This window comes from Hymenobacter humi, assembly GCF_042665855.1.
GTDB lineage: Bacteria > Bacteroidota > Bacteroidia > Cytophagales > Hymenobacteraceae > Hymenobacter > Hymenobacter humi.
Genome location: NZ_JBHTEK010000001.1, coordinates 3803221 through 3825178, shown reverse-complemented (window position 1 = coordinate 3825178; position 21958 = coordinate 3803221). Strand labels below are relative to the sequence as shown.

Sequence of the window (21958 nt, the reverse complement as noted above, 5' to 3'; positions counted from 1 at the left end):
CGCGTCTTGCGGCGGAGCGATACGCCGGAACGAATGTAGAGACGCAATAATTTGCGTCTCCCGCCTGAACGGCAACGTGTGCACGGTGCGGCCAAGGACACGCAAAATATTGCGTCTCTACCTGGGCTTTAGCCAAAAAGCAAAGCCCACCGTTCCCCAGCGGGAGCGGTGGGCTTTGCGTGGGGCGCGCTGGCCGGGGCTAGCCGGCGCTCAGGGGCACGATGTTTTGGTTGACATGGAACAGGTTTTCGGGGTCGTATTTCGTCTTCACGGCCACAAGGCGCGGGTAGTTGTATCCGTAGGTGGCCTTTACACGGTCGGTGCCTTCGTCCATCATGAAGTTGACATAGGCACCGCCGGCACCGAGCGGATGCAGGGCCTGCCAGTAGTCTTTGGCCCAAGTGGTGAACTTGTCGTTGTTGGCCGGGTCGGGGTCGATGCCCAGGATGACCATCGACCACGTGGCATTGCGGTAGGACCAGGCCGTGGCATCGGGCGCCACGCGGCTGGCTGCGCCGTTGATGGGGTAGAGATGCATGGTGGAGAGCGGCGTGGGCAGCCGCTCGGCAAAATGCAGGTGAATGTCGATGGCTTGGTCGCTGAGCTCCTTCACAAAATCGGCTTTCCAGTAATACTGGTACCCGGGGGCCACCAGTGCGTCGAACATGCTCTGCAGGGCGGGCACGGGCAACTGGCCCACCAGGTCGAGGGCCGGAGGGTAGGCCTTGCGGATGGGCGCAAACTCGGCTTCGGCCCGCTCGGGCGGGCCGGTGTAGTTCCACACTATGCCGACCATCTTTTTCAGGTGCAGGTGCTCGGGGAAGGGCGGCCCGGGCGGCACGGTGAGGAAGACCAAAAAGCCGCTCACGTCGTCAGGGGCGGTTTTGATGAAGTCGCGGTACCAGCGCATCAGGGCGGGGGCGTCGCTCAGCTCCCAGAGCATGGGCCCGGCATACACCGTGCTGATGGGGTGCGACCGGAACAAGAAGGACGTGACGATGCCGAAGTTGCCGCCGCCGCCGCGCAGGGCCCAGAACAGGTCGGCGTTTTCTTCGGCCGAGGCCTTCACCAGGCGGCCATCGGCCAGCACCACGTCGGCCTCCAGTAAATTGTCAATCGACAGCCCGCACTTGCGGGTGAAGTGGCCCAACCCGCCGCCCAGGGTAATGCCGCCCACGCCGGTGGTCGAGACGATGCCGCTGGGCACTAGGGCGCCGAAGGCGTGCGTCACGTGGTCGAGCCTGGCCCAGGGTGCAGCCACCTTCCACCCGCACGGTTTTGGTGTTGGGGTCCACGTACACGCCGTTCATTTGCGACAAATCAATCACTAGGCCGTCGTCGCACAAGCCCATGCCGGCGGCGCTGTGCCCGCCGCCACGCACTGCTACCAGCAGGTGGTGCTCGCGGGCGTAGTTCACGCAGGCCATCACGTCGGCTACGTCGGCGCAGTAGGCAATGCCGGCGGGGTGCTTGTGTATCATGCCGTTGTGCACGCGGCGGCTGGCGTCGTATTCGGCGTCGTGGGGCTCAACCAACCGGCCCCGCAGGCTGGTGGCCAATTGCGAAATGGTTTCTTCGGCTATCATGGCAGTGACGGGAAAGCGACGCGGGCACGTCGATGGAAGGAATATGCCTAAGTTAGCCGGGAGCCTGGTGCTTTATTATTGGACAAATGGGACAGCCCAAGGGTACGCCGATTCGGTATTATTGAGTTGATTAAAAGCCGGATAGCCGATGATGGTAACTGTGCTGAATCAAGGTGGGCAAGTCGTGGGTAGCGCCGGTCGGCAGCTGCGAGGGAACCTCTCCGCACAGCTGCTTGACCTGCCGAATGAGATGCGACTGGTCGCAGTAGCCGCCGGCGTAGGCGGCGTCGAGCCAGGAGCTGTGGGTGGCTTGACGGGCCTGCAGCATCGCATTGCAGCGAACGATGCGGGCAAACATTTTGGGCAGCAGGCCAACTTCGGCCACGAATTTCCGCTCCAGCGTGCGCCGGCTCACGCTCAGGGCCTGGGCCAATTCGTGGATGGTCAGGTTGCCCTGGCGGCGTTGGATGAAGTGCACGGCGTCGTCCGTTACCGTGTCAGCAATCGGGCTTTTCTCCAGAAAGCGGAGCAGGAACTCTTGCACCACAGCCACCCGGCCCTGCGCCTCACCGGCCCACCGGACCTGGCTGGCCAGGTGCGCCGCCGCGCTGCCCAGCGCCCGCTCGGCATCCACGGCCCGATCGGTGAACGGAGCCACCGGCCTGCCGAACAGGTGGTGGAAACCCACCGGTTTGAAATGAACGCCGACCAGCTTCAACGCGCCGCTCGCCTCGACCACGGCGTACTTCCGCAGGGGCCGAAAACAAAGCTTTCGCTCAGCGTTTCGTTCGTTTGCTTGTCGTTGTCGAGCCGCAGCCGGTCGCCGTATTGCACCACTATGCCACTTGAACCCGTGGGCGTCAGCTTGACCCGTTGGTAGCCTTCCCACGGGTTGCCTTCCAGCACGTAGTAGCTGTCTACAAACGGCGCCAGTGGCCGGCAGGGCGGAAATACTTGGTACAGCATAGCCGGGGACGCCAGTAAATTCCTTCTTTTGCCGCTTGGCTGATAGACGGCAGGAGCAACACGTTGGTGTTAGTAATTTACTGATTTTACTCGATATTATTATAAGGAGTGCCAGCGGGCAGCCAACTCCCTAAACCGCTTCGAATTGAGCAACTTTGCAGCAGCCCGGCACCCAGAAAATTGGGCTGAAAACCTGTAGCCCGGCAACAATTTGCGTGCGCTGCCGGTCTGCGTCGTCCTACTTCCGCTGTCGTTCATGCCCTTTCGTTACCTTTTGATTTTGGCGCTGGTTCTGCCGCAGCTAGGCGCTGTGGCCCAAACCCAGCCCGATACCGCCCACGCCGTGGCCCTGCCCGAAGCTACCGTGACCGGCTACGGCCAGCGGCTGCCGCTGCGCCGGACCGCGGCGGCCGTGAGCGTGCTCGATGCCCGTGTTATCGAGCAGTTCAGCCCCACAGCCCTCACGCAGGCGGTGAACACCCTGCCCGGCGTGCGGCTGGAAGAGCGGGCCACGGCCAGCTACCGGCTCAATATTCGGGGCAGCACGCTGCGCTCGCCTTTGGGGTGCGAAACGTGAAGGTGTACTACAACGGCATCCCGTTCACGGAAGCCGGCGGCAGCACGCCGCTGAATCTGCTGGACCCCGCCATCATTGGGCGGCTGGAAGTATTGAAGGGGCCGGCGGGCAGCGTGTACGGCGCCGGTACCGGCGGTGTGGCCTTGTTTGGGACGCCGGAGGTAGCCGCGGGCACCAGGCGGGTGGCGGCGGGCGCCACGGTGGGCAGCTTCGGCCTGCGCCGCAGTACAATTATTGCCGAAACGGGCAGTGCCACCAGCAGCGTGCGCGCGAAGTATGCCCATCAGGAGCTGGATGGCTACCGCGAGCAAAGCGCCTTGCAGCGCGACGTTTTCGCCCTCGATGCCCGTACCGTAGCTTCGCCCAAAACCACCCTGGCGGCGCACTTGCTCTACACCGATATCAGCTACCAGCTGCCGGGCGGGCTCACCCGCGCCCAGTTTCGGGCCAACCCGCGGCAGGCGCGGCCGGGTACGCCCACGGCGCCCGGCACGGTGGCCCAGCAGGCGTTTTACGCGTCGCGCACGGCCTTGCTGGGTTTCACGCACGAATACCGGTTTACCGACCACGTGGAGCTGCGAACCACGCTCTACGGCAGCGGCACGGCCATTCGCACGCCGTATCTGGTAGATTATGAGCGGAACACGGCCCTGGGCCTGGGCGGCCGCTCGGCTCTGAGCTACCGTACGGCGCTGGCTGGCCGGGTGCTGCGGCTGCAGGGCGGCGGCGAGTACCAAGGGAGCTTCGCTAACGGCCGCAGCTACCAGAACCGCGCGGGCACGCCCGGTGCGCTCCGCTACGACGACGAAATCACGACCGGCACCGGCTTCGTCTTTGCCCAAGCCGACTACAGCCTCCCGGCCGACTGGCTGCTGACCGTGGCCGCGAGCTACAACCGCCTCGGCTACCGCATTGCGCGGGTGAGCAGCGCCGTCACGCAGCCCGGCAACTACCAGTTCCGGCGCAGCTTTCGGCCCGAGGTGTCGCCACGCGTGGCCCTGCTCAAGGAGGTCAGCCCCACGCTGTCGGTGTATGCCAGCGTGAGCACCGGCTTCTCGCCGCCCACCATCGAAGAAATCCGGCCCTCCGATGCCAGCTTGAACCGCGACCTGCAAGCCGAGCGCGGCACCAGCTACGAGGTGGGCACGCGCGGCAGCTTCCTGGCCAACTGGCTGCGCTACGAGGTCAACCTGTTTGATTTTGAGCTGCGCGAAACCATCGTCAGCAGCACCACCGACCAGGGCATTGTGGTGTTTCGGAACACGGGCCGCACCCATCAGCGGGGCCTCGAAGCGGCCTTGCGGGGCTGGCTGTGGCGCCAGGTTGAGCCAATGTCCAGCCCCGACGACGTGCCAACCACCGGCCTGAGCGCCTGGGTTAGTTATGCTTACAACAGCTTTCGTTTTGGCCGCTACACCAGCGCCGGGCAAGACCTGCGCGGCAACCGCCTCACCGGTACCACGCCGCACACCCTGAGCGCGGGCCTGGATTTCAGCGAGCGGCTCGGCTTTTATTTCACCCCCAACCTGAGCCACCAGGCCCGCGTGGTGCTCAACGACGCCAACACCGAAGAAGCGGCCGGCTACTGGGTATTCGGCGCCCGCGGCGGTGGCGCCGCACCCTGGCCGGCCGCCTGGAAACCAACGTGTACGCCGGCCTCAACAATGCCACCAACCGCGACTACAGCCTCGGCAACGACCTCAATGCCTTTGGCGGGCGGTACTTCCAGCCGGCACCGGGCCGCAGGCGGTACGCCGGCGCGCAGTTGGGCTGGAAGTGGTAAGGGGCGGAAAGCTAAAAAAGGCAGGTGCTTGGGGCCTGTGCCAATAGGCCGTCATGCTGAGCTTGCGAAGGACCTTCTCAAGGCTGAATAATTCGTGCAAACGTGAGAAGGTCCTTCGCGCTGCTCAGGATGACAACGAAGCGGTAGAGGTGCTTGGCTACGCCGAGCTTCGGGTCGACCAGCTCAGCATGACCTTTCATCTTACTGCCTATTTGGATAGCCTCTTATTGGGGAGCTTGCGGCTCGGGCTGTTCGGGTTGGGCGGCCTGGCCGGTAGGGTCAGCGGAGGTGCTTGCGGCAGCATATTGGAAGCCAATGACGCTTTTTTCGGGGGCAGGGGCTTCGGCGGCGCTGGGGGCCGGAGTACTGGCAGTGGGCTGGGCGGGCTGCACAGGGGTGCTCACGGATATTTCTATCGGGATAGAAAACGTGAGCTTGGTTGGGCTGTCCGCAGGTAGCGTGGAGCTTGCGCTGCCCAGGGCGCCGTAGCTGGCTTGGCTGGCGTCCGCCGCAGGAGCGGTGGCGGAAGGTGCGGCTGCCGCTGGAACGGTGGCGGTAGCAGCAGTTGGGGCTGGAGCGGGCGCCGCAGCGGTTGGAGCGGCAGCAAGTGGGGCGGCAGCTGCTGGTGCAGTGACTACCGCAGCCACTGGAGCCGTGATGACAATAGCCGCAGGAGTGGGGTTGGGGCTAGCCTCCGCGGCTGGGGCAGCGATGGGGCTGTCAGCAGCAGTCGGAGCCGCAGCTTGAGCAACGGGCTCTTGGTTTTGGGCGGCTTGGTTTTGAGCCAGTGGCGTGGAGGGGTCTTGCGTATCCATAAGAGTTGAAAGGAAAAAATGAAAATAAAAAGGGACGAGCCCAACTGAATTTTCACACATGCATCCTAATTCGCAGCGCAACTCATTTAGCCGTCGCTGTTTGTTTCCACGCGAGTAGCACCTATTTTCTCCTCACCGTCTACACTCAGGAGCTTGATTTCTGAACCTGTCCCTTTAATCTAAAGTTCAACATTATCCGCGATGAGTGCAAGACATATTAGATACATTTTAGTCCTTTCCTGACCTTCATCAACACGACATACTGCTTTGGTTACAACTAATTGATTTTCAATAATTAATACGATTTTCTAAAACCGGGTATTGTATTCGCTAGTGACGGGCTCCGCTTTAGCCCTGCTATCGGCTTTGTGCTCAAACAAAACCTGAGCTGTTTCTCCCGCACTTCATGCCGCGATGATAGCCAGGAGAAAGCACTGCGCCAGCGAATAGAAGCCCCGCAATGGGGGTAAGACTAGGTATAGGCTCAGACGCAAAAACGGCTTCCATCGGGTGATGGAAGCCGTTTTCTATATGGGAGAGCGGAGGGCTTTATTTGGGGCCTTGCTCTTCGGGCAGGGTAAAGGCGCGGTCGCTGGGGTCGGTGAGCTCGCGGGGCAGGTTTTCGTCGGACGCCGGCGCGGGGCCGGCATTCTTCAGTGCCTGGGTGTCTACGCGCAGGGAGTCGTCCATTTCATCGGCTTTTTCCTGGCCCGATGAGTTGTTGTCGTCAAGCACCTGGCCGTAGGTTTCGGCTTCGAGCATGGGCGTGGAAGCGCCGTCGCCGATGTTGGGGTCCTGGCTGTCGTTTTCGGTTTGGTCGGGGTTTTCAGGAGACATGGGCAAGTGAGTTAGCGGTGATTTGGGATTGGGAAATGGAGTGGCGCCGTTGGCAACTGGCCGCCGCAAGCCACTGGTAACGGCTCACGGCGGCCAGTTGCTTAGCGTTAGCTACCGGTTGTTTTCGGTGTCGGTGCTGGCCGATTCGTCGCGGGTGTTGTGCGTGCCACCGCCGGCGTAGCGGGGGTCGTCGAGGGCCCAGGCGGCGCGCTGCTCGTCGTTGTCTTCGTTTTGGGTGGCGCGCACGGCGGCCGGGTTTTGGTTCTGCTCCACGTGGCCGGGCTGGTCTTCGGGATTGGCGGGCGCCTGCTTGGCGTCCTTATTCCGGCTGCGGAATTCGCTGAACTCGTCGGGGTTGTCGTTGGAGCCGTCGCGGCCGGCGGGCTGCGGGGCCGCGCCCGCCGAGGGACCATTGGTGCCGGTGTTGTTGGTGGGATTTACCCCGCCAAACTCGCCATAGTTGGGGCTGGCGGCGTTCACAATCGGGTCGTTGGGGTTGGGCTGAGCCGTGGCCGCACGCTCCTGCTGGTCTTCGGGGCGGAAGTCATTTTCCGGCACATTCGGGGTGTTTTGCGTATCCATGGGAAAGAAGTAAAGTGGTAAGCAAAGCGGGACAAGCCCGTCGTTTGCTTCTTTACGCAAATCAGCCGCCGTCGGTCGTTTCTGCCCGCGGAGGCGGGATTTTCACCTTTGCCTACCCGCTGTTTAATCCCCGTAAGTCCTCTAAATCATGTCCATCCAACACAACACTGACGACCAGCAATTCACGATTTCCCGCGACGGCTACGAGGGCGAACTGGCCTATTCGTACCCTTCCGACGGCGTTATCGATTTCACCCACACCTTCGTGGACGAGGGGCTGCGCGGCCAGGGCGCTGCCGATGAGTTGGCTACCGCGGGCCTGTGCTTCGCCCGCGAACAATCCCTGAAAGTGAGGACTAGCTGCACCTTCATGGCCAAGTTTGTGAAGCGCAACCACGCCGACTACGCCGACGTGCTGGCTTAACGTGTGGTCTCATGCCCTTCAGTGCTTGTCATGTTAAGTCGGCTGTCGTACAAGAGCCCAGCGAAGCATCTTTACCTCAATACTATTCCAATCGTCTGTCATGCTGACGAAGGAAGCATCTTCTCACAGCCCAACGATTGGTTCTGACCTGATAAGATGCTTCGCAGGCTCAGCATGACAATCGGAGTAGAATAAACTTAGACCAGCTTAGCTAGACCTTATTTATATTATTGAGCTAAAAAGCCCCAGCCGTAATGCACGGCTGGGGCTTTTTAGCTCAATAACGATGCAGCTTATTGCACCACCACGCGGCCGGTGTATTCCACGTCGGCGCAGCTAACGCGCACGGCGTAGATGCCAGTGGGCAGGCCGCGCAGGTCCAGGGACGTAGCCTCGGTGGCGTTGAGCTGGGCCGTGCGCTGGCGCACGGGGCGGCCGAGCAGGTCCAGCACGGTGACGGTAGCGGTGCGGGCAGCGGTGCCGCTGGGCAGCCGCAGGCTGGGCCGTGCCGGTAGCGGGATTGGGGTAAATCTCGAGGGCGTTGCGCAGCACGGTGGCGGGGCGGTTGGCCGTGGCGACAAAGCAGCCGGCGCTGGCGTAGCTGCCCACGCCGGCGTAGTTATCCATGCCGATGGCCGTCCAGGTGGCGCTGCCGTAGGGGCCGTTCCAGCGGCCGCCCTGGCTGGTGTTGGGCAGGCGCACGAGGGTGTTGTTCAGGGTTGAGCCGTTGGAAACGGTCCAGGCGCCGCCGGTGGGGGCCTGCCCAATTACGCCTATGACGTCGAGCGTGTCGGTGCCATCAAACAAGGCAATGGAATGGGGCCCGTTGAAGAAATTCACGCCCGAGTACAGGTCCACTTCGGGCTGCACGGCCGTGCTGGTCAGGCCGGTGTTGCCGATGACGAACACGTCGCCGGGGGCCAGCGTGCCGGTGAGGTTGGCCACGGTGCCGCGGGCCGTGGAGCCCGACTGGTACAGCACCACGCTCTTGCCCGCCAGCGAGATAGTCGCATTGGTGGGGTTGTAAATCTCAAGCACTTTGGTGTTGCCCGAGCTCGACTCCACGTACTGCGAGAAGTAGGGCTTGGTGCAGGGCGCGCCGGCCGGAGCGGCGTCATCGTTTACGATGGTGAGCAGGTGAGCACTCGGCGTGCTCTTGATAATGGTGGCGTTGGAGGGCGTGCCCAGGAGCAGGCGCACGGTCTCACTAGGCTCGTAGGTGGCGTCGCCCACCACGGTTACGGTCACGGCCTGTGTGAGGTCGGTGGCGCTGGCAAAGGTGAGGGTGGCGGGGCTAACGGTGTAGTCAGCGGCGGAGGTAGCGGTGGTGCCGGCCACATCCACGGTCACGGGCACCGTGATGGGGAAGGTGAGGGTGCTGGGGTTGGCCAGCGTGACGTTGGCGATATAGGTGGTGGTGCCGGTGTTGCCTTCCGGCACGTTGCCCGAGGCGGCCGCGAAGGCCAGGGTGGGGGCGGGGCCGTCGTCGTTGGTGATGGTGAGTGTGTGGCTGCCGGGGCTGCCCACGCTGTTGCCGGTGCTGGGGTTGGCGAGGGTCAGCACCACGGTTTCGTCGGCTTCGGGCTGGGTGTCGCCGGTTACGGCGAGGGTCACGGTCTGGCTGGTGGAGCCGGCCGGGAAGGTGACCGTGGCGGGCGAGGCAAACGTGAAGTCGGTGCCGCTGGTGGCCGTTGAGCTAGCTGCGTCCAGGCTCACCTGCACGGTGACGGGCGCGGTGGCGGCCGGGCTCAGGCTGAGCGTGAAGGTGTAGATGCTGGTGCCGGCGTTGCCCTCGGTGAGGCTGCCGGTGGCGGTAGCGAAGCTGAACAGCGGGCCGGGAGGTGCCACGCTCCAGGCGGTGGCCACGGTGCCGGGGTAGGCGATGTAGGGGTTGAAGTTGCCCTGGCTGGCGGCTACGCGGTTGTTGCGCTCGATTTCGCGCGCATCAACTGGGTCGGCGAGGTGCCAGGCGTAAAGCGTGTTGATGTCGGCGGCCGAGCGATGTCGCCGTGGCCGGTCGCCACGAGGTCCGTCTGGCCGGCGTGCATGGTGTAGAAGTAAAAGATGGCCCGGGCCGCGTTGCCTTTGTGGTCTTCGCGGGGCTCAAACTGGGTGTTGGTGTCCTCGCTCCACTCCTCGATGCTGGCCGACGGAATAGTGGACTGGCTCACCAGGCCGCGCATCCAGGTTTGGGTGGTGGCGTCGGGGATTTCCGCAAACGGGTCGTTGCCGCGCAGGTTGTTCCAGTCGTCGTAGGTCGGGAACAGGTGGTGCATGTCGGACTTCATGCGCACCGTTTCCTTAAACCACGACTGCGGCACGGTATGTTCGCAGTTGATGGGCAGCGCGTTCGCCGGGCTGGTGTTGTTCGGGTCGTAGGGTCGCGCCTGGCTGTAGCCCGAGTACACGCACGTGATGGTGTTGTTGTAGTTGTCGGCGTAGTTATACATCTTGCCGCGGGCCACGTCGTAGCTCAGCTCCACGCGTTTGCCGTCGTACCAGTTGGCGCGGTACCAGTCGCGCAGGGCCACGCCCTGCAGGTTGGCGGGGGCGCGGCAGGCATCGCCGGTACGGTTTGGGCCAGCAGCGCGGCGGGCAGCAGCCCCAGCACGACCAGCAAAGAAGAGAAAAGGTGTTTCATGAAACTGACTTAGAGGGAGGGAAGTAACAAAGATAGAAACCGAACAAGGTGGTACAGTTAGCTCAACCGTTATTAAACCAAGAAGACTTCTGCTGTACTTTAGCTCACCCATTTTCTCACTCACCACACCTTTCCCACCATGGCTGATATCACCCCCGCCGAACTCCACCAGCGCCAGAAAGCCGGCGAAACCCCCACCATCATCGACGTGCGCGAGCCCTGGGAGCACGAGGAAGGCCGCATCGTCGGCGCCCAGAATATTCCCCTCGGCACGCTGCCCGAAAAGCTCGACGACCTCGACGCGTGGAAAAACCAGGAAATCATCGTGCACTGCAAAGGCGGAGGCCGCTCGGCCTCGGCCAAAGCCTACCTCACCCAGCAGGGCTTCACCAACGTGCGCAACCTGGAAGGCGGCTTCCAGGCGTATACGGCGGCTGGGATTTAGTCTGAACCTCATCCCCTGACCCTTGCCGGGCACAGCCCCGGTGGAACCTCACCCCCAGCCCCGGTTCGCTTGAGGCGCGAAGCCCGCGGAGAGGGGAGCCTGACGTTATAATAATAAAAGCCCCAGCTCAATTGAGCCGGGGCTTTTCGTTGTCAACAACTCTGAGCTGCCGTGGCTCCCCCTCCGGGAAGAGGGGCCGGGCGTGAGGTTCACCGCCGCAGCAGAAACTGCAGTGCCAGTGGCGTCCGCTTTTTCCAGGCGGCTTCGTTGTGCGGGGCGCCGGGGAAGCTGCGCGTTTGCCACGTACCGGGGCCGTAGTGGTGCGCCCGCAGCACACTGTCTACGCGCAGGCGGTGGGGCTCGTACCATGCATCGAGCGTGGCCGAGCCGTAGTCGAAATACAGCTTGGGCTTGCGCCGGCGCGGCAGTTTCTGGCCCAGGTACTGCACGATGGCCGAGGTGAAAGCCGGCGAGTTGGCTTTGAGGCTCAACGGCCAATGGGTGGAGAAGCAGGCCGCGCCGCCAAACACCTTGGGGTATTCCAGGGCCGCGTACAGCGAAATCAGCCCGCCCATGCTGGAGCCCGCCACGAAGGTGTCGGCCCGCCGGGGCGAAGTCGGGAAGTGCTGGTCCACGTAGGGCTTCAGCTCCCGCACGATGAACTTCAGGTAGTCGTCGGACAGCGGCGGGCCGGGGCGTTCCAGCTCAATTTGCGTACGTTGGGCTGCGCTCATGGCGTAGTAGGGCTTGGCCGGCGTATACTCGGGAAAGCGCCGCTCCGTATTCCAGATGCCCACCACAATGCAGGGGCGAACTTTGCCCTGTTGGCCCAGCACGGCCAGTGTGCTGTCGATTTCCCAGGCCACGCCGTAGCCAGCCTTTTTGGGGTCGAACAGGTTTTGCCCGTCGTGCATGTAGAGCACGGCGTAGCGCGTGCCCGGCTGCGGGTAGCCATCGGGCAGCCACACGTCTACGTTGCGGGCCTTCACGAAGCGCGACGGAAAATCGCCCAGGTGTTCTATCCGGCCCGGGTTGGTGGGGTTGGGCGAGTCGGCAGCGACGAGGGCGAGCAGCAGCGGCAGCGCGGCCGCCCACCGCCGGGGTTTCAGAAATTGAGCCATTTCAAGAGGAAAGAAAGCCGGGCGAAGCTACTGTTTTTCGGTCGCGACCTGCAATTTTCCGTCGGCCGCGTAGGCCAGGCTCGCCGCGGTCCACCAGGCTCGCGCACCGTGGCCGTAACCGCCGCCGCCTGCTGGGGCGCAAATGCCGCCAGCAGCTCCCTTGGGCTGGGCGCCGTTTGGCGCACCTGTTGCAGCACCGGCTCGCGCAGCGATGCCACGTCGGCCACCGTTTGGGCGGCTTTTTCTCGACCAGGCAGTTGTCGCACACGCCGCAGCGGGCCGGGTCGGCTTCGTCGAAGTAGGTGAGCAGCAGCTGCTGGCGGCAGCGGGTGCCCATCTGGTATTGGGCCACGGCGTTGACCTGGTGGCGGGCCAGGTCGCGGGCGGCCGTCATGCGTACCTGGTCGATGGGCAGCTTGGGCGCGTCGAAGCGCGGGGTGGTGAACAGGGCCTGCGGCGACTCCTGCCGGGGCTGGTAGTGCAGGATGCCGGCCGTGTGCAGGTAGCGCAGCTGCTGGCGCACCTCCACCACGCTGCGGCGTAGGTGCGTAGCCAGCGAGTTCTCCGAAATGGTCTGAAAATCGGCAAACAGCTCGCCGCCGTGCAGGCGCAGCAGGGCCTTTATCAGCTGGTCGTGCTGGGCGTTGGCCACCTGGAAGGCATACAAATCCTGGTGGTTCATAATCAGGTGCACGCGGGCCGGCGTGTTCACGGCCTCGTTCAGCTGCACAAAGCCTTCGAGCCGCAGAATCTTCAGCGAATTGTGCGCATCCACGGCCCGGATGCGGTAGGTTTCGGCAAACTGCTGCAGGTCGAACTCAAACGCGGCCAGCTCGCCACCGCCTACTGCCGTGCGCGAGTAGTTGGCCAGCGCCTGGTACACGCGCCGCACTGTATCGAGCGGCGGAAACGACTGGTTGGTGCGGCGGCGCAGGCTCGTCGGCGTCGTTGGGGCCGGCCAGCAGCACGGCAAAGGCGTACTGGCCGTCGCGCCCGGCGCGGCCGGCTTCCTGGTAGTAGGCCTCCAGGGTATCGGGGGCGTCGAGGTGAGCTACCAGGCGCACGTCGGGCTTGTCGATGCCCATGCCGAAGGCGTTGGTGGCCACGATAAGGCGCACTTTGTCGGCAATCCAGTCCTGCTGCACCTGGGTGCGCTTGTCCGACGGCAGACCGGCGTGGTAGGCGGCGGCCGAGAACTTGTGCTGCTGCAGAAACGCAGCCGTGTCCTCAGTCTGGCGCCGAGTGCGGGCGTACACAATGCCGGTTTTGCCGGGCCCCACGCCGCGCACCACTTCCAGCAGGCGGCGCAGCTTGTCCTCGGTGTGCAGCACCGAGTACGAGAGCTTAGGCCGGGCAAAGCTTCGCCGGAAGATGCCGTGCCCGGGCCGAAACTGCAGCTTCTCCACAATGTCGGCCTGCACCTGGGCCGTGGCCGTGGCCGTGAGGGCAATCACCGGCACGCCGGCCGGCAGCTTCTCGCGCAGCTCGGCAATGCGCAGGTAGGGCGGCCGGAAATCGTAGCCCCACTGCGAGAGGCAGTGCGCCTCGTCGATGGCCAGCAAACCCACGTTCATCTTCGCCACCCGCACCTGAAACAGCTCCGTAAGCAGCCGCTCGGGCGAGACGTACAGGAACTTCACGCTGCGGCCGTACACGCAATTATCCAGCGCGTGGTCGATTTCCTGGTGGCTCATGCCCGCGTAAATGGCCTCGGCCTTCAGCCCGCGCTTGCGCAGGTTGTCGACCTGGTCCTTCATCAGGGCAATGAGCGGCGAGACCACCACGCAGATGCCCGGCCGCGCCAGCGCCGGCACCTGGAAGCAGATGCTCTTGCCGCCGCCCGTGGGCAGCAGCGCCAGCGTGTCGTGCCCCGCCAGCACCGAATTGATGATGTCTTCCTGCCCCGGCCGGAACGCCGTGTGCCCCCAATGCTCGCGCAGCAGCGCCAGGGGCGAGGTTTCGGGAGGAGGGGAGGGCATGGGGCGAAGATAGTACCTCCGAAAAACTGAACGCTTCTGTTAGGAGCCAAAGAACGTCTTGGCGCGTTTTCTCAAAAAGGTTTTTCGATACGGCCGAGACTTACGGAGAGCTCAACGAAACGCTGGTGGGAGCGGGCACTGCCGTCGGTGCGCGAGCAGGTGGTCATTGCCACCAAGTTTGACTTCAAGGACGGCTCTGCTCATACGGAGGTAGATAGTCGGCCGGAACGCATCCGATTCGTTGTGGAGCAGTCGCTCCGTAGGATGAAGAGCGACTGCCCTCGTGAAAGCATTAGCCAGGGTTTTGGGCGACGGTGGCTAAGTTGTTCGGTGTTGTCATCCCACCTACCACAATTCTGATAATTCCAAGTCGTCGGCATACACGGCGTCGTTGCCGGTAGATGCGCCCGAAAACGTCAGGGCCACCCGACTCGTTGAGCTGATACTGGCCGGTAAATCCACGTTCCGGTTTATGTACTTCCAGGCTTTGTAAGGCCCGGCATCGCTCAGGTACACCCGCTGCGACAACAGCGGAATGGAATCGCCGGGATTGGTAATGGACAGCACCAGGGTAGCATCGGCCTCCCAGTTGGGCACCCACACCCACGCTCCCACGGTAAACCGCCGGGGCCGGTGGTCGCACAAGGTGCCCAAGGCAGCGCGGTAGGAGGCGCTGTATTCTTGATGGGCGTCAACGCGCACCGAAACGCGGCCCGAATGCGCTTTGTCCGAAGTGCGGGCCGGGCTCGCTTGCCTGGTTGAGTCACTGGCGGGCGTCTCGAAACCGGTGTGCATCAGGGGCCGCTGCATAACATCGGCCCGGCCATCGCGCGGGCGGCAGCCGGCTACGTTTAGCAAGGACAGCACCAGCAGGGCCCACGTTTTGGGGAAGGAGTTTGTCTTGGCCGAAGACAGGGGAGGCGCGTCGGGCAAACCGGGGAAGGGAGCTACCACGGGCGTAGAAGGTTGCGGCGGCGCAAGACCATGGCCGGGTGCTGCCCAACCACTTTGAACCCAGCAGCCAGGGCGGCGTGCTGCGGAGCAAGCTGCGCGTACACCCCTGGGGCCATCACCAGGTAATCGAGTTGGTCGGCGGCCATCCGATTCAGAAAATCCTCGGCCGTGACGGTGCCCGCGTCCGGCACGTACCATACCCGCCCCCGCCGGTTAAAATAAACCAACGAAAGGTTTGGCGCGGGCTCCTTGAACACCAGAATGTTGGCCGTCAGCGGCACGTTTGCCTGAGTCATTTCGGCTGCCCCACCGCGCATCCACACGTGACCGAAGGGCGAAAACGGCAGATAGTCGTCGCTCATGCGGCGCTGCAGCCGCTCGTAGCCATCGGCTAAGGAGAAGAACACTAGGGCGCCCAATCCCACAGTCGTGACGTAGCGAATTGTGCCGGCGTACTGCCCCACGTTCAGCAACGCCACGACCAGGAGCAACAGCGCCGGCGGGATGAGCGGGCAAATGATGTAGTAGTCGTGGTCCATAAACTGCGCGCCCATGAGCTGCACAAATACATAGCCCAGCACCACCACAGCCAGCAGCAAGAAGGCCAGGGGCAAGTGGTGACGCAGCGTGCGGCGCCCGTATACCAGCAGCAAGACGCCACACACGGCCAGGGTATAGTACTGCGCCTCCGTGCCGTACTCAGGAAGCCAGGAGCGCCGCACACTATACAGCACGTTGTGCAGCGTGTCCGGGTCCGTAATGGGCCGGGCCGTAGCCAGAAACAGCTCCGACTGGTAGGTGGCGTTCAGGTACTGGGTGCGAAAAAATAAGCCGCAATAAGGCCCAGCACCACCCCGGCCGCGCCCAGAAAGTACAGTCGCTGCCGGACGCTCAGCAAGGCAGGCTGAAAGAATCCCCACAGCACGGTGATACCCAGCACAGCCCCCAAGTGCAGGACCATCGTGGTCTTAATCAAGGCTGCCAATCCAAGCAGCAGCACCGCAGCTTGCAGGTCGGTGAAGCGGCGCTGGTCAAAAAACGCAGCCAGTAGAAATAGCCAACAAAACTCACGCTCAGGGCAAAGGGGTCGGGCAAGGTGCTGCCGGCGTAAAAGGCAAACACAGGCGAAGCCAGCAAAAAAGCCCCGGAACCAGCCCCGCCACAAAGTGCCCCGTTCGCTCAAAAACCAGTCGAAACAGATAGTAAAAGCCGAGCAGCACGACGGCAACGTCCAGCAGCCGAAAGAGCAAGCCGATGCGGCTGCGCCCAAACACCACACCGCCTAGTGCCGCCACATAGGCTTGCAGTGGAAATTCCACGCCCGTAATCCCGCCAATGGAAGCCAGGTTGGAAGTGCGCGGCGTGAAGAAGTCGAAGCCGTAATCGTAGTAGTTGAGAGCCAGGGCAAGGCGGTCGGCCTGGGCCCAGGCGTGGATGCCCCCGGGCAGTTCCGTTAAGTACGGCGCGTAGAGGGCCGCCCCCACCACCAGGAAAAACAGCGCCGCCGCCGCATGGGAAAGGCGAGAACGAAAGGAACTCACCGAAGCAACTGAAAAAAACATCGAACCAAATAAGCGGGCACCTGCCGTGGATAAGCCGGTCAAAAGTACAGCGGCTGTGCTGGCCCACCGGGGAAAGCAAAAGGGCCTGGCGCGTGCCCGCCCACCGGCAGCGGCCCTGAATTTTTTGCGGCCAACTAAAAGCTGAATAGTAAACGGGGCGTTGATTGAATGCGGTGTCCTGAGCTGGGAATTGAGCTAAACCTACACACCGAGCATCCTCTCCACCCTCATTGCGGCAAAAGTCCAGTGCCTGCTGCGCAAATAGCCCACTGCCCCTGAGCAAGGTCAACAAAAAAGCCCGGCACCTTGCGGTACCGGGCTTTTCAAGTCTCTAAGCCGAAGCTCAGGCTGCAGCCTTCTCACCGTTCTCACGGTCGTCGATGGCCTTGCGCAGCTTGGCGATGGCCTGCACCGCGCGCTCCTCGTCGAGACGGTTGATGTTGAGCAACATCTTGGTCTTCTCGGGGCGGGTAATCACCGGGTGGTTCAGCAAGCGGATGATTTCCTCTTTCTGCGCCGCGGTGGCGTACTGCACCGGAGCAGCTTGCTCGGCGGCTACGGCTGGTACCTCGGCGGGCACCACCTGCATGGCCGGCACTGCCTTGGCTACGGCCTCAGCAGGGGCAGGAGCCGCGGCCGGCGTGTTGGTGTTGTAGTCCATTTCTTCGGCCGGCGTGGGCTCGTAACCCGCCGCGCGGATAATCCACGCCAGGCAGTTGCGGTACGCCTTGCCGATGGCCCGGGTCTGGGCCATGCTCATGATGGCGAATTCCTGGTAGAACTTCTTGCCGCTCTCCTTATTCGAGCACACGGCAAAACCAGCACCTACCGTAATCTGATGGCGGATGTCAAACAGCGTCACCTTCGCCTGGTACTTCATTTCCTGGTCGCTGCTCACGTTGATGACGTGCTCCACGATGGGCACGATGCCCAGACGCGAGCCAGCGTACTGCCAGCCTTCCACGTTCACGAACTCCTTGCCCTGCACATTCGTGGTGAGCTTGTTGTCCTTGATGAACTTGGCGAGGTCCTTCGCCAGGTCCAGCGTCTCATCGGAGCGGCTGATGTCGTAGCTCTCGATTTTAACTTTTTTGGTAATGTCCTTGGTGGTTTTGGTGGCCTCGTTCATAGCAGTGTTCTTTATTAATGTGTCCAACTGATGTTCGGATGTATAACCCACGGCTTGCACGAAACGTGCCAGAAAAGCCAGAATTTTTAGTAAATTTTATCTCTGTATATCAGGTGATTGTATGCATTAACGAAAAATATAAAAACTAACAGGGTTGGGAGAGGCAGGTTCGTTGGGCGAGTGCCGGCCCAACTACCCTTAATCAAGCCCCAACGTGCCGCCCCTAAGCTCATCCAGCTAGCCGGCCTGACGCTTTCCGGCAGAGCCAGGCCACCCGATTTAAGGTTGAAACCAGTATATTAAAGGAGGCAAGCCAAAGCCGTAGTGTTACCGTCGAGTGTGAATAGTCTGGCCTAAGTGCGTGTCTGGATATAGCCAAAACATCCGTTGAACGTCATGCTGAGCGCAGCCGAAGCATCTCGCGTGCCTCAGTAAACTCAATCCATAAGATGAGTAGCGCAGGCGAGATGCTTCGGCTGCGCTCAGCATGACACAAAAACGAATTTCCCAAACACGCTCTACGTTTTGCGCGGACACACGCAAGGGCTAGGAGTAGCCCACATCAAACCCAAGGACTGCCAAAACGCTCCAAAATGCAGGGAGCGCCTGCTGTGACAAGAGCGGCCCGCTCGGCGCTGGGCCATCCGCTTTCCGGATAACCTTTTAACCTTGCTCAATTATGAAACTGCTGCTTGGGTTGAGCTGGCTGTGCTGGCTTTGGGTTGCCGCTTCCGCCGGCGAGCGGCAGGTGCAGGAAGCGGACATCCGCTTTAAGATTAGCAACGCCGGGCTGCCGGTAAACGGCACGTTTTCGGGGTTGGAAGCCACCATTCAGTTCGACCCCGCGCACCTGGAGCAGGCCCGCATTCGGGCATCGGTGCCGGTGAGCACCATTAACACGGGCATCGCCCTGCGGGACCGGGATTTGCAGAAGCCCACCTACTTCGACGCCGCCCGCTACCCCACCATTACCATGGAGTCGACCTCGTTTCAAAAAACGGGCCCCAACCAATACGAAGGCCTCTTTAAGCTAACGATAAAGGATGTGCAGCGGGAAGTGAAAATGCCCTTCACGGTTTCGGCCGACCACAAATTTGAAGGCAAAATGCGCCTCAATCGGTTGGATTACCACGTGGGCAAGAAAAACCTGATTATGGCCAACAACGTGGACGTAACTATTCGGGTGAAAGCCGCCCAAGCCCACTAAAGTGTTGGAGGCTACCCGCCCTCCAGAATGTGGCCGTCGCGCATCACAATCTTGCGGTCAGCCATATCGGCCAGCTGCTCGTTGTGCGTCACAATCACGAAGGTCTGGCCCAATTCCTTGCGCAGCAGGAAGAAAATCTGGTGCAGCTCCTGGGCGTTTTTGGTGTCGAGGTTGCCGCTGGGCTCGTCGGCGAAGATGATTTCGGGCGAGTTAATCAGGGCGCGGGCCACCGACACGCGCTGCTGCTCGCCGCCGCTCATTTCGCTGGGCTTGTGGTCGGCCCGGAATTCCATGTTGAGCATGGCGAGCAGGCTCGCGGGCCCGCACGCGCACTTCTTTTCGGAGCGACCGGCCAGGTAGGCGGGCAGGCACACGTTCTCGAGGGCCGTGAACTCGGGCAGCAGGTTGTGAAACTGGAAGATGAAGCCAATGTGGCGGTTGCGAAACCGGGCCAGGTCGTTGCGCCCCAGCGAGCTTACCGACTCGCCATCAAACAGCACTTCGCCCGAGTCGGGGTTGTCGAGCGTGCCCAGGATGTGCAGCAAGGTGCTTTTGCCCGCGCCCGAAGAGCCCACAATGCTCACGATTTCGGACTTCTCAATCGTCAAGTCGATGCCCTTGAGCACGTTCAAGGAATTGTAGCTCTTGTGAATGTTTATAGCTTGCAGCAACGGCGGGCAACGATAAGCGTGAATGATGGGGTAGTGACAAAGCTACGCAGAATCTGAGCGCAGCGCAGCTCAACCGTACGCGCCTCGCAAGCCGCCGGCTGGAAATCGTATTTTGCCCGTGACTGAGCTCTTCCTTATGCCCCAATCACCCTTCTCGTGGCGCCGCTGGTGGCCGCTGGTTTTGCTGGGCGTAGTGCCGCTGCTGGCCCTGTGGGCGTGGCCGCGGCACCCCAGCCGGAGCATCGGGAGCAGCTACGAAGCGCGTTTGTCGGCCGCGGAGCTGGCTGGTTTCGGGCCGGCCCGCAACGGCGCAAGCGGGCTGGCCGCAGTTGCGTTTGACAGCACGCGCCTGCGCGGCGTGAGCTGGGTGGGCGGCGACTCCATCACCACCGCCGAGCTGGAGCCCTGCTCAAGGCCCGCGTCACGTGGATAGCCCAGATGCCTTTCGGCTGGCAGGGTGGGGCCGCCGAGCCCTGATTCGGGTGCGCACCGAGCGACGCGCCGGCCGCGGCGGCTACTGGGGCGAAAGCGACGCCGGCCTTATTTACACGGCCCAGGCGGCGCGGCAACACGGCATCCGCACCCTGCTCAAGCCGCACCTGTGGGTGCGCGGCCGCGGCGCCTGGCCCGGCGACATCAACATGGCCAGCCCGGCCGACTGGGACGCTTGGTTTGCCAGCTACTCCAGCTTTATCCTGCATTACGCCCAGGTGGCCGAAGCCGCGCATTTCGATGGCCTCTGCATCGGCACCGAGCTGCTGCACGCCACCGAGCCGGCCCACGACAAGGCCTGGCGCCGCCTCATCCGCCATATTCGGCGCGTGTACCACGGCCCGCTTACCTACGCCGCCAATTGGAGCGGTGAGTACCAGCAAATCCGGTTCTGGGATGCGCTGGACTACGTGGGCATTCAGGCTTATTTCCCCTTGAGCACGGCCCCAAGCCCGTCGCTCGACACGCTGGTGCGCGGCTGGCAGCCGCATTTGCGGGCGCTTTCGGCGTGGCTCAGGAAAACCAAAAAGCCCGTGGTATTCACTGAAGTGGGCTACAAAACCACTGCAGACGCGGCCGTGCGGCCCTGGGAATGGCCCGAGCGCACGGCCGCGCTGGCCACCCCCGACGAGGCCACCCAGGCCCGCTGCTACGAGGCCCTGTTCCGGGCCTGCTGGGGCCAGCCGTGGCTCAAGGGCATGTTTATCTGGAAATGGTACCCCGGCCTGGCGCCCGACGGCCCGGCCCGCCGCCACGCCGATTTTACGCCCCAGCACAAGCCCGCCGAAGCGGTATTGGCCCGGTGGTATGGGCAATGACGGGCTAAGGCGTACTTTCGCGTCAGCAACCGAAGGTCAGCGAAGAATAACCCACCCCTTTACCGTTTTTATGAACATTCACGAATACCAGGGTAAGGAAATCCTGAAAAATACGGTGTCCGTATCCAAGAAGGCATCGTGGCCGATACGCCCGAGGAGGCCGTAGCCGCCGCCGAAAAACTGACTGCTGACACCGGCACCGGCGGTACGTCATCAAGGCGCAAATCCACGCCGGCGGCCGGGGCAAAGGGGGCGGAGTGAAGCTCGCCAAAGGCATTGACAAGGTGAAAGATATTGCCAATGACATCATTGGCATGCAGCTCATCACCAAGCAGACCGGCCCCGAAGGCCGTAAGGTGCACAAGGTGCTGGTAGCTCAGGACGTGTACTACCCCGGCGTTTCGGAGCCGAAGGAATACTACATGAGCGTGCTGCTGGACCGTGCGTTGGGCAAAAACGTCATCATCTACACCACCGAGGGTGGCATGGACATCGAGGAAGTAGCCGAGGCGCATCCCGAGAAAATCCACCGCGAGCACGTGGACCCCGCCGTGGGACTGCAGGCCTTCCAGGCCCGCAAAATTGCCTTCAACCTTGGTTTGGAAGGTGAAGCACAAAAGGAAATGGTGAAGTTCGTAACAGCCCTCTACAAGGCCTACGACGAAACCGACAGCGCCATGTTCGAAATCAACCCCGTGTTGAAGACCTCGGACAACAAAATCCTGGCCGTTGACGCCAAGGTGACGCTGGACGAAAACGCCCTGTACCGCCACAAGGATTTCGTGGCCCTGCGCGACTTCAACGAGGAAGACCCCCTGGAAGTAGAAGCCAGCCAGAACAACCTGAACTACGTGAAGCTCGACGGCAACGTGGGCTGCATGGTAAACGGCGCCGGCCTGGCCATGGCCACCATGGACATCATCAAGCTGAGCGGCGGCGAGCCGGCCAACTTCCTCGACGTAGGGGTGGAGCCAACGCCCAGACCGTAGAAGCCGGCTTCCGCATCATCCTGAAGGACCCGAACGTGAAGGCCATCCTCATCAACATCTTCGGCGGCATCGTGCGCTGCGACCGGGTGGCCAACGGCGTGGTAGAGGCTTACAAAGCCATCGGCGACATCCGCGTGCCCATCATCGTGCGCCTGCAAGGCACCAACGCCGAGGAAGGCGCCCGCATCATCGACGAAAGCGGCCTGAAAGTGTCCTCAGCCGTGCTGCTGAAGGATGCCGCTGCCCGCGTGAAAGAAGTGCTGGCTACCGCTTAGTTGTCGGTTGCTCGTTGTTAGTTGTTTGTAAATTTGTAAAAAGGCCCGCCTGATAGTTCAGGCGGGCCTTTTGCTTTTGCCGATGAAGCGAATTAGGACTTCATT

General features: G+C 62.4%; 24 protein-coding genes and 3 pseudogenes. 8 read left to right on the top strand and 19 right to left on the bottom strand.

The features are described from left to right. Nucleotides 1-199: 199 nt before the first annotated feature. From ACFQT0_RS21520 to ACFQT0_RS21505, 4 genes and pseudogenes are all read right to left on the bottom strand, one after another. On the bottom strand, nt 200-1231 hold the full coding sequence (locus ACFQT0_RS21520) for an FAD-binding oxidoreductase (protein ID WP_380205147.1): 1032 nt from the start codon (nt 1229-1231) through the stop codon (nt 200-202). Continuing rightward, nucleotides 1113-1586: an FAD-binding oxidoreductase gene (locus tag ACFQT0_RS21515; protein ID WP_380205146.1), complete on the bottom strand. Its 474-nt coding sequence runs from the start codon at nt 1584-1586 to the stop codon at nt 1113-1115. The genes ACFQT0_RS21520 and ACFQT0_RS21515 overlap by 119 nt, the downstream gene beginning before the upstream one ends. 130 nt (nt 1587-1716) lie before the next feature. Beyond that, the gene (locus tag ACFQT0_RS21510) at nt 1717-2064 is read right to left on the bottom strand and encodes a helix-turn-helix domain-containing protein (RefSeq protein WP_380206096.1); all 348 of its coding nucleotides are present in this window, start codon (nt 2062-2064) and stop codon (nt 1717-1719) included. Nucleotides 2065-2274: 210 nt separating this feature from the next. Continuing rightward, a pseudogene (locus ACFQT0_RS21505) lies at nt 2275-2552 on the bottom strand (DUF6597 domain-containing transcriptional factor); the annotation flags it as partial. 280 nt (nt 2553-2832) lie between these two features. On the opposite strand from ACFQT0_RS21505, the gene ACFQT0_RS21500 reads away from it, so the two are divergent. Both ACFQT0_RS21500 and ACFQT0_RS21495 read left to right on the top strand, forming a co-directional pair. Beyond that, complete coding sequence (locus tag ACFQT0_RS21500; protein WP_380205145.1) at nt 2833-3129, top strand: TonB-dependent receptor plug domain-containing protein; 297 nt, start codon at nt 2833-2835, stop codon at nt 3127-3129. After that, nucleotides 3117-5003, top strand: a complete 1887-nt coding sequence (locus ACFQT0_RS21495; protein ID WP_380205144.1) for a TonB-dependent receptor domain-containing protein — start codon at nt 3117-3119, stop codon at nt 5001-5003. The genes ACFQT0_RS21500 and ACFQT0_RS21495 overlap by 13 nt, the downstream gene beginning before the upstream one ends. Here ACFQT0_RS21495 and ACFQT0_RS21490 read toward each other — a convergent pair. The 4 genes from ACFQT0_RS21490 to ACFQT0_RS21475 all read right to left on the bottom strand — a co-directional run bounded on the left by ACFQT0_RS21490 (nt 4990) and on the right by ACFQT0_RS21475 (nt 7146). Next, nucleotides 4990-5112: a hypothetical protein gene (locus ACFQT0_RS21490; protein WP_380205143.1), complete on the bottom strand. Its 123-nt coding sequence runs from the start codon at nt 5110-5112 to the stop codon at nt 4990-4992. The two genes, ACFQT0_RS21495 and ACFQT0_RS21490, sit on opposite strands and share 14 nt — an antisense overlap. Nucleotides 5113-5136: 24 nt before the next feature. After that, nucleotides 5137-5727, bottom strand: coding sequence for a hypothetical protein (locus tag ACFQT0_RS21485; protein ID WP_380205142.1), 591 nt, complete (start codon nt 5725-5727; stop codon nt 5137-5139). Between the two features lie 549 nt (nt 5728-6276). Then, nucleotides 6277-6564 (bottom strand): hypothetical protein, encoded by a 288-nt coding sequence (locus tag ACFQT0_RS21480; protein ID WP_380205141.1) that lies wholly within the window; start codon nt 6562-6564, stop codon nt 6277-6279. 111 nt (nt 6565-6675) lie between these two features. After that, nucleotides 6676-7146, bottom strand: a complete 471-nt coding sequence (locus ACFQT0_RS21475) for a hypothetical protein (protein ID WP_380205140.1) — start codon at nt 7144-7146, stop codon at nt 6676-6678. 148 nt (nt 7147-7294) lie between these two features. Here ACFQT0_RS21475 and ACFQT0_RS21470 point away from each other — a divergent pair, with 148 nt between their 5' ends. After that, nucleotides 7295-7570, top strand: coding sequence for a GNAT family N-acetyltransferase (locus tag ACFQT0_RS21470; protein ID WP_380205139.1), 276 nt, complete (start codon nt 7295-7297; stop codon nt 7568-7570). A 293-nt stretch (nt 7571-7863) separates the two neighbouring features. Here ACFQT0_RS21470 and ACFQT0_RS21465 read toward each other — a convergent pair whose 3' ends face one another. The 3 genes and pseudogenes from ACFQT0_RS21465 to ACFQT0_RS21455 form a co-directional block, all read right to left on the bottom strand. After that, entirely contained in the window at nt 7864-8022 is a 159-nt protein-coding gene (locus tag ACFQT0_RS21465) for a T9SS type A sorting domain-containing protein (RefSeq protein WP_380205138.1), read from the bottom strand. A gap of 337 nt (nt 8023-8359) precedes the next feature. Further along, nucleotides 8360-9505: pseudogene (locus ACFQT0_RS21460) on the bottom strand (Calx-beta domain-containing protein); the annotation flags it as partial. Beyond that, nucleotides 9484-10101, bottom strand: a complete 618-nt coding sequence (locus ACFQT0_RS21455; RefSeq protein ID WP_380205137.1) for an endonuclease — start codon at nt 10099-10101, stop codon at nt 9484-9486. The gene ACFQT0_RS21455 and the pseudogene ACFQT0_RS21460, both read right to left, overlap by 22 nt. Nucleotides 10102-10350: 249 nt before the next feature. On the opposite strand from ACFQT0_RS21455, the gene ACFQT0_RS21450 reads away from it, so the two are divergent. Continuing rightward, entirely contained in the window at nt 10351-10656 is a 306-nt protein-coding gene (locus tag ACFQT0_RS21450) for a rhodanese-like domain-containing protein (protein ID WP_380205136.1), read from the top strand. A 209-nt stretch (nt 10657-10865) separates the two neighbouring features. On the opposite strand, the gene ACFQT0_RS21445 is transcribed toward ACFQT0_RS21450, so the two are convergent. The 7 genes from ACFQT0_RS21445 to ACFQT0_RS21415 form a co-directional block, all read right to left on the bottom strand. Further along, nucleotides 10866-11777 (bottom strand): alpha/beta hydrolase, encoded by a 912-nt coding sequence (locus tag ACFQT0_RS21445; RefSeq protein ID WP_380205135.1) that lies wholly within the window; start codon nt 11775-11777, stop codon nt 10866-10868. Nucleotide 11778: 1 nt separating this feature from the next. Continuing rightward, complete coding sequence (locus ACFQT0_RS21440) at nt 11779-12669, bottom strand: RecQ family zinc-binding domain-containing protein (protein WP_380205134.1); 891 nt, start codon at nt 12667-12669, stop codon at nt 11779-11781. Continuing rightward, nucleotides 12596-13756 (bottom strand): RecQ family ATP-dependent DNA helicase, encoded by a 1161-nt coding sequence (locus tag ACFQT0_RS21435; RefSeq protein ID WP_380205133.1) that lies wholly within the window; start codon nt 13754-13756, stop codon nt 12596-12598. Before ACFQT0_RS21435 ends, ACFQT0_RS21440 begins: the two co-directional genes overlap by 74 nt. Before the next feature lie 345 nt (nt 13757-14101). Continuing rightward, the gene (locus ACFQT0_RS21430; RefSeq protein ID WP_380205132.1) at nt 14102-14710 is read right to left on the bottom strand and encodes a hypothetical protein; all 609 of its coding nucleotides are present in this window, start codon (nt 14708-14710) and stop codon (nt 14102-14104) included. After that, nucleotides 14704-15630, bottom strand: coding sequence for a hypothetical protein (locus ACFQT0_RS21425; RefSeq protein WP_380205131.1), 927 nt, complete (start codon nt 15628-15630; stop codon nt 14704-14706). The genes ACFQT0_RS21430 and ACFQT0_RS21425 overlap by 7 nt, the downstream gene beginning before the upstream one ends. Before the next feature lie 153 nt (nt 15631-15783). Continuing rightward, nucleotides 15784-16251 carry a hypothetical protein gene (locus tag ACFQT0_RS21420; RefSeq protein WP_380205130.1) on the bottom strand — a complete coding sequence of 156 codons (468 nt, stop codon included), beginning with the start codon at nt 16249-16251 and terminating at the stop codon, nt 15784-15786. Between the two features lie 364 nt (nt 16252-16615). Continuing rightward, a complete protein-coding gene (locus ACFQT0_RS21415; protein ID WP_380205129.1) occupies nt 16616-17401 on the bottom strand; it encodes a hypothetical protein in 786 nt (261 codons plus the stop codon). A gap of 679 nt (nt 17402-18080) precedes the next feature. Here ACFQT0_RS21415 and ACFQT0_RS21410 point away from each other — a divergent pair. Then, nucleotides 18081-18608 (top strand): YceI family protein, encoded by a 528-nt coding sequence (locus tag ACFQT0_RS21410; RefSeq protein ID WP_380205128.1) that lies wholly within the window; start codon nt 18081-18083, stop codon nt 18606-18608. 11 nt (nt 18609-18619) lie between these two features. Here the strand turns inward: ACFQT0_RS21410 and ACFQT0_RS21405 are convergent, their stop codons facing one another. After that, the gene (locus ACFQT0_RS21405) at nt 18620-19279 is read right to left on the bottom strand and encodes an ABC transporter ATP-binding protein (RefSeq protein ID WP_380205127.1); all 660 of its coding nucleotides are present in this window, start codon (nt 19277-19279) and stop codon (nt 18620-18622) included. Nucleotides 19280-19415: 136 nt separating this feature from the next. Between ACFQT0_RS21405 and ACFQT0_RS21400 the strand changes: the two genes are divergently transcribed. From ACFQT0_RS21400 to sucC, 3 genes and pseudogenes are all read left to right on the top strand, one after another. After that, entirely contained in the window at nt 19416-19712 is a 297-nt protein-coding gene (locus tag ACFQT0_RS21400; protein WP_380205126.1) for a hypothetical protein, read from the top strand. A 49-nt stretch (nt 19713-19761) separates the two neighbouring features. After that, nucleotides 19762-20589: a glycoside hydrolase family 113 gene (locus tag ACFQT0_RS21395; protein ID WP_380205125.1), complete on the top strand. Its 828-nt coding sequence runs from the start codon at nt 19762-19764 to the stop codon at nt 20587-20589. Nucleotides 20590-20659: 70 nt separating this feature from the next. Then, nucleotides 20660-21853: pseudogene (sucC, locus tag ACFQT0_RS21390) on the top strand (ADP-forming succinate--CoA ligase subunit beta). The last annotated feature ends 105 nt before the right edge of the window (nt 21854-21958 follow it).

What these genes read in the sequence shown, in the direction of transcription:
- ACFQT0_RS21480 (WP_380205141.1), bottom strand. Translation starts at nt 6,564, where the DNA reads ATGTCTCCTGAAAACCCCGACCAAACCGAAAACGACAGCCAGGACCCC.
- ACFQT0_RS21450 (WP_380205136.1), top strand. Translation starts at nt 10,351, where the DNA reads ATGGCTGATATCACCCCCGCCGAACTCCACCAGCGCCAGAAAGCCGGC.
- ACFQT0_RS21475 (WP_380205140.1), bottom strand. Translation starts at nt 7,146, where the DNA reads ATGGATACGCAAAACACCCCGAATGTGCCGGAAAATGACTTCCGCCCC.
- ACFQT0_RS21400 (WP_380205126.1), top strand. Translation starts at nt 19,416, where the DNA reads ATGCCCCAATCACCCTTCTCGTGGCGCCGCTGGTGGCCGCTGGTTTTG.
- ACFQT0_RS21415 (WP_380205129.1), bottom strand. Translation starts at nt 17,401, where the DNA reads ATGAACGAGGCCACCAAAACCACCAAGGACATTACCAAAAAAGTTAAA.
- ACFQT0_RS21435 (WP_380205133.1), bottom strand. Translation starts at nt 13,756, where the DNA reads ATGCCCTCCCCTCCTCCCGAAACCTCGCCCCTGGCGCTGCTGCGCGAG.
- ACFQT0_RS21410 (WP_380205128.1), top strand. Translation starts at nt 18,081, where the DNA reads ATGAAACTGCTGCTTGGGTTGAGCTGGCTGTGCTGGCTTTGGGTTGCC.
- ACFQT0_RS21470 (WP_380205139.1), top strand. Translation starts at nt 7,295, where the DNA reads ATGTCCATCCAACACAACACTGACGACCAGCAATTCACGATTTCCCGC.
- ACFQT0_RS21490 (WP_380205143.1), bottom strand. Translation starts at nt 5,112, where the DNA reads ATGAAAGGTCATGCTGAGCTGGTCGACCCGAAGCTCGGCGTAGCCAAG.
- ACFQT0_RS21515 (WP_380205146.1), bottom strand. Translation starts at nt 1,586, where the DNA reads ATGATAGCCGAAGAAACCATTTCGCAATTGGCCACCAGCCTGCGGGGC.
- ACFQT0_RS21445 (WP_380205135.1), bottom strand. Translation starts at nt 11,777, where the DNA reads ATGGCTCAATTTCTGAAACCCCGGCGGTGGGCGGCCGCGCTGCCGCTG.
- ACFQT0_RS21485 (WP_380205142.1), bottom strand. Translation starts at nt 5,727, where the DNA reads ATGGATACGCAAGACCCCTCCACGCCACTGGCTCAAAACCAAGCCGCC.